This is a genomic window from Streptomyces sp. (assembly GCF_036566765.1).
Lineage (GTDB): Bacteria > Actinomycetota > Actinomycetes > Streptomycetales > Streptomycetaceae > Streptomyces.
This window is the reverse complement of the sequence record NZ_DATCVQ010000514.1, coordinates 1-8,414: the sequence shown is the minus strand read 5'-3', so window position 1 is coordinate 8,414 and position 8,414 is coordinate 1. Positions and strand designations below refer to the sequence as shown.

Genomic DNA, 8,414 nt, shown 5'->3' with positions numbered 1-8,414 from the left:
GAGGGGTCGAGGAAGCCGCCCATCATGTTGATCAGGGTGGACTTGCCCGCGCCGTTGGGGCCGAGCAGGCCGGTGACGCCGGGGCCGATGGTCATGGTCACGTCGTTGACGGCGACGACGTTGCCGAACCAGCGCGAGGCGTGGTCGATGTTGAGCGTGGTCACAGCCCGACCTTTCGGTAGCGGCGCATCAGCACGGCGTACGAGCCAAGGATCAGCGCGAGGACGGCGAAGACGTAGACCGCTCCGGCGCCGGCGCCGACGGCCACCTCGCCGGGGAAGGCGGGCGGGGCGCCGAGGAAGGCGGTCTGCACGCCGCTGATGAGGGTCATGGGCGAGAACAGGCCCATCCATTCGATGGGGCCGAGGTTGTCCGTGCCGTAGGCGATGCCCTGGATGGTGGTGACCGCGCCGTACGAGATCGTCAGCACGGCGATCACGGCGGCGACGCCGAAGCCGCGGCGCGGCGTGAGCGCGGCCATGACCAGGCCGATGCCGCCGAAGAGCAGCGAGAGCAGGGCCACGGAGACGAGGCCCTGGCCGAAGAGCGCGGTCTGGTCGGCGAAGTCGAGCTTCGCGAGCAGTGCGCCGATGTAGAGGATCACCAGCGGGACGGCGGTGAGGATGAACAGGGCCGCCGCCATCGCGCCGTACTTGGCCAGCACGTAGTCCGCCCGCTCGATGGGCCGGGAGAAGTACAGCGGCACCGTCCGGAACCGCAGGTCGCGGGAGACGGACTGCGGGGCCTGGGCGGCTACGTAGATGCCGATGACGACCTGGAGGAACAGCGCGTACTGCGTGTACTCGATGGCCAGCTTGGGCGCCTTGGTGACGACCGCGACGGCGACGATGATCAGCGCAGGGACGCACATCACGGCGAACAGGATCATCGGCAGCACCTTGGACTTGGCGCTGCGGCCCAGTCCGTACGCTCCGCGCAGCGACTGCGAGAACAGCGCCCGGCGGGCGTATCCGCGGCCGAGCCGCGGCCCGTCGTACGTGCGGTAGCCGATGTTGTGGATCTGGGTGGTCTCGGGGGCCTGGGAGCTCATCGCGCCGGCACCTCCTCCTGCTGCTGCTCGGAAGCCTGGGGGCGGAACACCTCGGCGATGTGGTGGCGGCGCTGCTCCATCCGCACCAGGCCGAGGCCGAGGCCGGCGACCGTGTCTCTGACCAGGTCGTACGTCTCGTCGCCGGTGGCCTCCAGGAGGAGGATGTGGCCGGCGCCGGGCAGGCCCTCCTCCGTGCTCTCGTGGAGGGCGACGCCGGCGGCGGCGAGCGCCTCGCGCAGTGCCTTGGTGCCGTCCGGGTGCGTGTCCGAGTCGGTGACCTCGACGGCGAGGGTGGTCGTGGTGCGGGTGAAGTCGCTGGTGGAGCTGGAGCGCAGCAGCTGGCCGCCGTCGATGACGACGACGTGGTCGCAGGTCCGCTCCAGCTCGCCGAGGAGGTGGGAGGTGACCAGGACGGAGATGCCGAAGTCGGTCCAGACGCGGCGGATCAGGCCGAGCATCTCGTCCCGGCCGACCGGGTCCAGGCCGTTCGTCGGCTCGTCGAGGAGGACCAGCTTCGGGTCGTGGACCAGGGCCTGGGCCAGCTTCACCCGCTGTTTCATGCCGGTCGAGTAGCCGCCGATGGGGCGGTAGCGCTCTTCGTAGAGGCCGACGTGGCGCAGGGTGTCGGCGGTCCGCTCGCGCGCGGCGGTCGCGGGCAGGCCGGACATCCGGGCCATGTGGACCACGAGCTCGGTCGCCGAGACGTCCGGCGGCAGACAGTCGTGCTCGGGCATGTACCCGACGCGCTCGCGGATGGCGGAGCCATGGGTGGCGACGTCGAGTCCGAGGACTTCGGCGCGGCCCTCCGTGGCCGGGGACAGACCAAGAAGAATCTTGATCATCGTGGACTTACCGGCTCCGTTGGCACCCACCAGTCCGGTCACACCGGGCCCGATGTCCAGGGAGAGCCGGTCGAGAGCGGTCACCCTGGGGAACCGCTTGCTGAGGCTTTCGGTGGCGATCACAGTCACGCTTCGAAGGTAGTGGCGTGCGCCACAGGAGTCGTCAGCCCAACGGCTCGATCCATGTCCGACTCCAGGAGTACATGCCCGTAGGGGAGCGACGACGAAAGTCAGCGGGCGCCGGCCGCCGATGTGACCCTCGCCTTCCGTTTCCACAGGTTCCCACTGGCTTTTGCACACCCCTTGACGCAGACGCCAGGCATTGTCACATTCATCGGTGTCAAGTTACGCGCACGTAGCGCAATCGGCGGGACGGACGGGAGGGCGGGTCGCATGACGACAGCGACAGCGGGCGAACTGGCCGCGGACCTGCGCGGGTTCAGGGAGGTCCAGCGCCTCTCCTACGAGTGCGCGGAGGCCGTCGCGGCACAGCTCAAGCCGGGCGTGACCGAGCGCGAGGCGGCGAAGATGCAGCGGGACTGGCTGTACGCGCGCGGGGTACGGGACTGGTTCCACCGGCCCTTCGCCTGGTTCGGCGACCGCACCGCCTTCGTGGACTTCAAGATCCCGCTGCAGTTCTTCCCCACGAACCGGCGCCTCGAGGCGGGGATGCCGTTCATCCTCGACATGGCACCGGTCTACAAGGGGTACACGGCTGACATCGGGTACTCCGGCTGCCTGGGCCTGAACCCGATGCACGACAAGCTGCTCGCCGACCTGAAGGACCACCGCGAGCTGATTCTGCGCGAGGTGCGCGAGCGCCGCACGCTGCGGGAGATCTACGAGGACGTGGACCGGCTCATGGTCCGCCAGGGCTACGCCAACCGGCACCGCGCGTATCCCTTCGGCGTCATCGCCCACAAGATCGACCGGGTGAAGGAGCGACGCTGGTCGCCGACCCTGTTCGGCTTCGGCACGCAGTCCCTGAAGGGACTGGCGAGCGACGCGATACACGGCCACCGGGACGGCTGGTCGCCGCTCTGGTCGCCGTACAAGTTCTCCGACCACCCGCCCCGGCCGGGGCTGTGGGCGGTCGAGCCGCACCTCGGCTTCCGGGGTACGGGCGCGAAGTTCGAGGAGATCCTGGTCGTCACCGACTCCACGGACCCGCAGCAGAGCGCGTTCTGGCTGGACGACGACCTGCCGCACGTGCGGCGCTGGGCCGAGACCGAAGCGGAAGGAAGGGCGGCGTGATGACGGGGCTGAAGGGAGCGCGGGAGCGCTGGGTCCGGACCGGCGGGATCGAGCTGTGCGTCGCCGAGCTCGGCGACGAGAGCCGGCCGACGGTCCTGCTCGTGCACGGCTACCCGGACTCCAAGGAGGTGTGGTCGGAGGTCGCGACCCGGCTCGCCGACCGGTTCCACGTGGTGCTGTACGACGTGCGCGGGCACGGCCGGTCGACGGCCCCGAAGCCGCTGCGCGGCGGCTTCACGCTGGAGAAGCTGACGGACGACTTCCTGGCGGTCGCCGACGCGGTCAGCCCGGACCGGCCGGTGCACCTGGTCGGACACGACTGGGGCTCGGTGCAGTCCTGGGAATTCGCGACGGTCCGCCGGACGGAAGGCAGGATCGCGTCCTTCACCTCGATGTCCGGACCATCCCTGGACCACTTCGGGCACTGGATCAAGCAGCGGATGACCCGGCCGACCCCGCGCCGGGTGGGCCAGCTGCTCGGGCAGGGCGCGAAGTCCTGGTACGTCTACATGCTGCACACGCCGGTACTGCCGGAGCTGGCCTGGCGCGGCCCGCTCGGCAAGCAGTGGCCGAAGATCCTCCAGCGGGTGGAGAAGGTCCCGGCCGGGGACTACCCGACCGCCTCCCTGCCCTCCGACGCGGCCCACGGCGCCTGGCTCTACCGGGACAACGTGCGCCCGCGGCTGCGGCGGCCGCGCCCCGACGCGTACGCGCACGCCCCGGTGCAGCTGATCACGCCGACCGGCGACGCGTTCCTGTCGGAGCGGCTCTACGACGACCTGGCGACCTGGGTGCCCGACCTCACCCGGCGCACGCTGCCCGCCAAGCATTGGGTGCCGCGCACCCGCCCCGACCAACTGGCCGCCTGGATCACCGAGTTCGTCGACGCCAACGAGAACCCCGAGACCAAGGCGCCCAAGCAGGCGGCGAAGAGCGAGGTCCACCCGGCGTACGCCGAGCGGTTCGGCGGCCAGCTGGTCCTGGTGACCGGCGCGGCCAGCGGCATCGGCCGGGCGACCGCGTTCGCGTTCGCCGAGGCGGGCGCGCGGGTGGTGGCCGTGGACCGCGACGCCGAGGGCGCGGCCCGAACAGCCGAGATGGCCCGGCTCATCGGCGCTCCCCAGGCGTGGGGCGAGAGCGCCGACGTCTCCGACGAGCAGGCCATGGAGAAGCTGGCCGCGAAGGTCGCGGACGAGTACGGCGTGGTGGACGTCCTGGTCAACAACGCCGGGATCGGTCTGAGCGGCTCCTTCTTCGACACCACCAGCGAGGAGTGGAAGAAGGTCCTCGACGTCAATCTGTGGGGCGTCATCCACGGCTGCCGGGTCTTCGGCGCGCAGATGGCCGCGCGCGGACAGGGCGGCCACATCGTCAACACCGCGTCGGCGGCGGCGTTCCAGCCGTCCCGGGCGCTGCCCGCCTACAGCACGTCGAAGGCGGCGGTGCTGATGCTGAGCGAATGCCTGCGCGCGGAGCTCGCCGGGCAGGGCATCGGCGTCACCGCGATCTGCCCCGGCATCGTCAACACCAACATCACCGCGACGGCCCGGTTCGCCGGGGCGGGCGACGAGGAGCAGGCCCGCCGCCAGAAGCACGCCTCGCGGCTGTACGGGATGCGCAACTACCCGCCGGAGAAGGTCGCGGACGCGATCCTGCGCGCCGTGCTGCGCAACCAGGCGGTCGTCCCGGTCACACCGGAGGCGCACGGGCTGCGCTTCATGTCCCGCTTCACGCCGCGTACGCTGCGCGCGCTGGCCCGGTGGGAGCCGCCGGCGTAGCCCGACGGCGGCCGTACCATCCCTCGCAGAGGGGTTGGAGGAGCGGTTTTGTCTGAGCAGTCAGTAGCGGCGCAGTCGCCGGCACCGTCGTCGGCACCGTCGTCGGCGGCCGAGAACCGGTCGGGCGACTACCGGGCGCCCGAGTACCGGATCGAGGACCTGGCGCATCACAGCGGCGCCACGGTCCGGACGATCCGTGCCTACCAGGACCGCGGCCTGCTGCCGCGGCCGGAGCGCCGGGGCCGGTCCAACGTGTACGGGGACGCCCACCTGGCCCGGCTGCGGCAGATCGCGGACCTCCTTGACCGCGGCTACACGCTGGCCTCGATCAAGGAGCTCCTGGAGGCTTGGGACACCGGTCGGGGCCTCGGCGGGGTACTCGGCCTGGTCGCCGAGGTGGACGGCCCGTGGACGGACGAGGAGGCGGACCGGATCTCGCGTGCGGAGCTGGACGCCCGCTTCGGCGGGGAGCCGGACGAGGACGCGATCCGGGACGCGATGGAGCTGGGCGTCCTGGTGCCGATCCAGGACCGGGAGGAGGAGTTCCTCGTCCCGAGTCCCCAAGAGCTCGCGGTGGCCGCCGAGTTGTACGCGGCGGGCGTGCCACTCTCCGCGATCACCGGACATCTGCGGGAACTTCGCGGCCAGGTCGAGCACATAGCCTCCCGTTTCCTGGAGTTCACCACCGAGCACGTCTTCGCCCGCTATCTGGAGCACCGTCCTCCGACAGACGCGGACGCGGCCGCCGCGGCGACGATGGTGCGCCGGCTGAGGCCGCTCGCGCAGCAGACCGTCGACGCGGAACTGGCCCGCGCCATGCGGACGTTCGCGCACCGGCACCTCCAGCACCACCTGTCCGCGGACTCGCTGCCGCTGCGGGAGGATGAGCCGCGCCAGGTGACCCTGCCGCCCGAGACGATCGAGGCCGTGGAGAGGCTTGTTGGCCGGGAGAACGTCTCGGCGTTCGTCGCGGCAGCCGCCGAACGCGAAGTACAGGCGCGGACATTGGATGCACTTGCGGCAAGCCAGTCTAATCAGGCATGAGTTACCCAAAATGCCTTATTCTGCCCGGGAGTTGTCCACAGAATCGCCAATTCCCTTGTGGATAAATCTAGTTCGCTGTGGATCAAACCTCCTCACCTCAATTGAATGGTCCGGATCACGAAGCTCGTGCATCCTGAGCCGATGGACGAACGACGCACCGTGAAGGTGTCGAAGTACCTCTCCAAGCATCTGCGTCATCAGCCGGAGCGGATCGGGCTGGTCCTCGACGCGCAGGGCTGGACGGAGATCGACGCACTGCTGCGCGCGGCCGCCGCGCACGGCTTCCCGATCACCCGCGCCGAACTCGACCACGCGGTCGCCGCCAACGACAAGAAGCGGTTCGCGGTCGAGGGGAGCCGGATCCGCGCGAGCCAGGGCCACACGGTGGAGGTCGACCTCGGTCTGCCGGTCGCCGAGCCGCCCGCGTACCTCTACCACGGCACGGTCGCCCGCTTCCTGGACGCGATCCGCGCCGAGGGACTGCGCCCGATGGCCCGCCACCACGTGCATCTCTCGGCGGACCGGGAGACCGCGACCCGGGTCGGCGCACGCCGCGGCCGGCCGGTGGTGCTGAGCGTGGACGCGGGGGCCATGCATCGCGCCGGGCATGTCTTCCACCTCAGCGCCAACGGCGTCTGGCTGACCGACTCCGTGCCTCCGGAGTTCCTCCGCTTTCCGGGCTGAGGCATGATCGACTCCATGGGACACTCTCGTCTGCCCACCACCGAGTCGGCCGTCACCGCGATCCGCGAGATCGCCCAGGAGGAGAACCGCGAGATGACGGTGACCGACGACATCGGCGCCGACCAGACCTCGCGCCGCACGTCCTCCGGCGCCTTCACCGTCCTCGACCCGGACGGATCGCTGCCGCACGAGGCGTTCGTCGAGCTGGGCGGCTCCCCCGCGGTGAGCGTCCAGCTCTTCCCCGAGGACGACGCGAAGATCGTCGTCGACGGGGTGGAGTTCGCGGACGTGCCGCGCGACTCCGTCCCCGCCTTCCTGCGCTCCCTCTACGGCGGGCTCGCGTACGTGAAGGGCCGGTTCTGGCCGGCGGGCTGGTGGCTGGTCGTGCCACTGCCCGGCGACGAGACCTACAAGGAGCTGGTGCTGCGCGGCACCCTCACACCCTGGCTCAGTTCCCGGGTGCGCTGACGCCCAGCTGGGCCAGTCCCTCCGAGGCGATCTTCTCGAAGACCGACTCGTCCGCCGCGAACACCGAGTCGGCGATCGGCATGTGGATCACTATCTCCGTGAAGCCCAGCTCGTAGTGGCGCCCGGCGAAGTCCACGAAGGCGTCGAAGGATTCCAGCGGGCGGTCCGGGGTGAAGCCGGTGAGCAGGATCTTGTCCATCGCGGCGACCTCCCGGCCGGCCTCGGCGCATGCCGTGCCGAGCTTCTCGATCTGGCCGCGGATGGCCTCCAGGGACTGCTCCGGCGTGCCGTCCTCGAAGAGCTTCGGGTCGCCCGTGGTCACCCACGCCTGCCCGTGCCGCGCCGCCAGCCGCAGCCCGCGCGGTCCGGTCGCCGCCACGGCGAACGGCAGCCGCGGCCGCTGCACGCATCCGGGAATGTTGCGCACCTCGTCCGCCGAGTAGAACGTGCCCCGCTGCGAGACCACGTCCTCGCTGAGCAGCCGGTCGAGCAACGGCACGAACTCGGCGAGCCGGTCGGCCCGCTCCCGCGGCGTCCAGGGCTCCTGGCCCAGCGCCGTCGCGTCGAAGCCGACGCCGCCCGCGCCGATGCCGAGCGTGATCCGGCCTCCGGAGACGTCGTCCAGCGTGATCAGTTCCTTGGCGAGGGTGACCGGATGGCGGAAGTTGGGGGAGGTGACCATCGTGCCCAGGCGCAGCCGGTCGGTGACGCCCGCCGCGGCGGTCAGCGTCGGTATGGCGCCGAACCACGGGCCGTCCCGGAACGTGCGCCAGGACAGGTGGTCGTAGGTGTACGCGGCGTGGAAGCCGAGCTGCTCGGCGCGCAGCCACTGGTCGCGGCCGCCGTCGTGCCAGCGACGGGACGGGAGGATCACGGTGCTCAGACGCATACCTCGACAGTACGTGCCGCCACCGACACCTTGCATCAGAGCCTCTGCGAGCAGGGCCTGCGGGGTCCCTGAGGCCTGTGTGGCATGTGCGCCCCCACGCGCCCCGTCGTCCCTCCGGATGATCGCCCCGTGCCCCACTCAGATGTGCACGCATCCGCACGACCGTGCATGAAGTGCGTGAGAATGGGTCCGTGACCTCACCCCTCCCCGCGCGCGGCGCTGCCCCGGCCCCCCGACTGATCGCCACCGACCTCGACGGCACCCTGCTGCGCGACGACAAGTCCCTCTCCGCGCGCACCGTCGCCGCGCTCGCCGCGGCCGAGGCCGCCGGGATCGAGGTCTTCTTCGTCACCGGACGCCCCGCCCGCTGGATGGACGTCGTCAGCGATCACGTCCACGGTCAC

General features: G+C 70.8%; 10 protein-coding genes. 6 read left to right on the top strand and 4 right to left on the bottom strand.

The features are described from left to right. The 3 genes from VIU94_RS30060 to VIU94_RS30050 all read right to left on the bottom strand — a co-directional run. Positions 1–164: ATP-binding cassette domain-containing protein (locus VIU94_RS30060; protein ID WP_331916094.1), on the bottom strand; the 164-nt coding region annotated here is incomplete at its 3' end. Beyond that, a complete protein-coding gene (locus VIU94_RS30055; protein ID WP_331916088.1) occupies positions 161–1,051 on the bottom strand; it encodes an ABC transporter permease in 891 nt (296 codons plus the stop codon). The genes VIU94_RS30055 and VIU94_RS30060, both read right to left, overlap by 4 nt. Beyond that, positions 1,048–2,016, bottom strand: a complete 969-nt coding sequence (locus tag VIU94_RS30050) for an ABC transporter ATP-binding protein (protein ID WP_331916092.1) — start codon at positions 2,014–2,016, stop codon at positions 1,048–1,050. Before VIU94_RS30050 ends, VIU94_RS30055 begins: the two co-directional genes overlap by 4 nt. A gap of 270 nt (positions 2,017–2,286) precedes the next feature. On the opposite strand from VIU94_RS30050, the gene VIU94_RS30045 reads away from it, so the two are divergent. The 5 genes from VIU94_RS30045 to VIU94_RS30025 all read left to right on the top strand — a co-directional run bounded on the left by VIU94_RS30045 (position 2,287) and on the right by VIU94_RS30025 (position 7,121). Then, positions 2,287–3,147 (top strand): M24 family metallopeptidase, encoded by an 861-nt coding sequence (locus VIU94_RS30045; protein WP_331916086.1) that lies wholly within the window; start codon positions 2,287–2,289, stop codon positions 3,145–3,147. Next, positions 3,147–4,925: an SDR family oxidoreductase gene (locus tag VIU94_RS30040; RefSeq protein ID WP_331916084.1), complete on the top strand. Its 1,779-nt coding sequence runs from the start codon at positions 3,147–3,149 to the stop codon at positions 4,923–4,925. Before VIU94_RS30045 ends, VIU94_RS30040 begins: the two co-directional genes overlap by 1 nt. Before the next feature lie 150 nt (positions 4,926–5,075). After that, positions 5,076–5,969, top strand: coding sequence for a MerR family transcriptional regulator (locus tag VIU94_RS30035; RefSeq protein WP_331916090.1), 894 nt, complete (start codon positions 5,076–5,078; stop codon positions 5,967–5,969). A 141-nt stretch (positions 5,970–6,110) separates the two neighbouring features. Continuing rightward, positions 6,111–6,653, top strand: coding sequence for an RNA 2'-phosphotransferase (locus VIU94_RS30030; protein ID WP_331916083.1), 543 nt, complete (start codon positions 6,111–6,113; stop codon positions 6,651–6,653). Positions 6,654–6,668: 15 nt separating this feature from the next. Next, positions 6,669–7,121, top strand: a complete 453-nt coding sequence (locus VIU94_RS30025) for a hypothetical protein (RefSeq protein ID WP_331916081.1) — start codon at positions 6,669–6,671, stop codon at positions 7,119–7,121. Here the strand turns inward: VIU94_RS30025 and VIU94_RS30020 are convergent. Further along, on the bottom strand, positions 7,102–8,010 hold the full coding sequence (locus tag VIU94_RS30020) for an LLM class flavin-dependent oxidoreductase (protein ID WP_331916079.1): 909 nt from the start codon (positions 8,008–8,010) through the stop codon (positions 7,102–7,104). The two genes, VIU94_RS30025 and VIU94_RS30020, sit on opposite strands and share 20 nt — an antisense overlap. Positions 8,011–8,183: 173 nt before the next feature. Between VIU94_RS30020 and VIU94_RS30015 the strand changes: the two genes are divergently transcribed. Beyond that, positions 8,184–8,414 (top strand): HAD family hydrolase (locus VIU94_RS30015; RefSeq protein ID WP_414721036.1); only part of this gene is annotated, 231 nt, incomplete at its 3' end.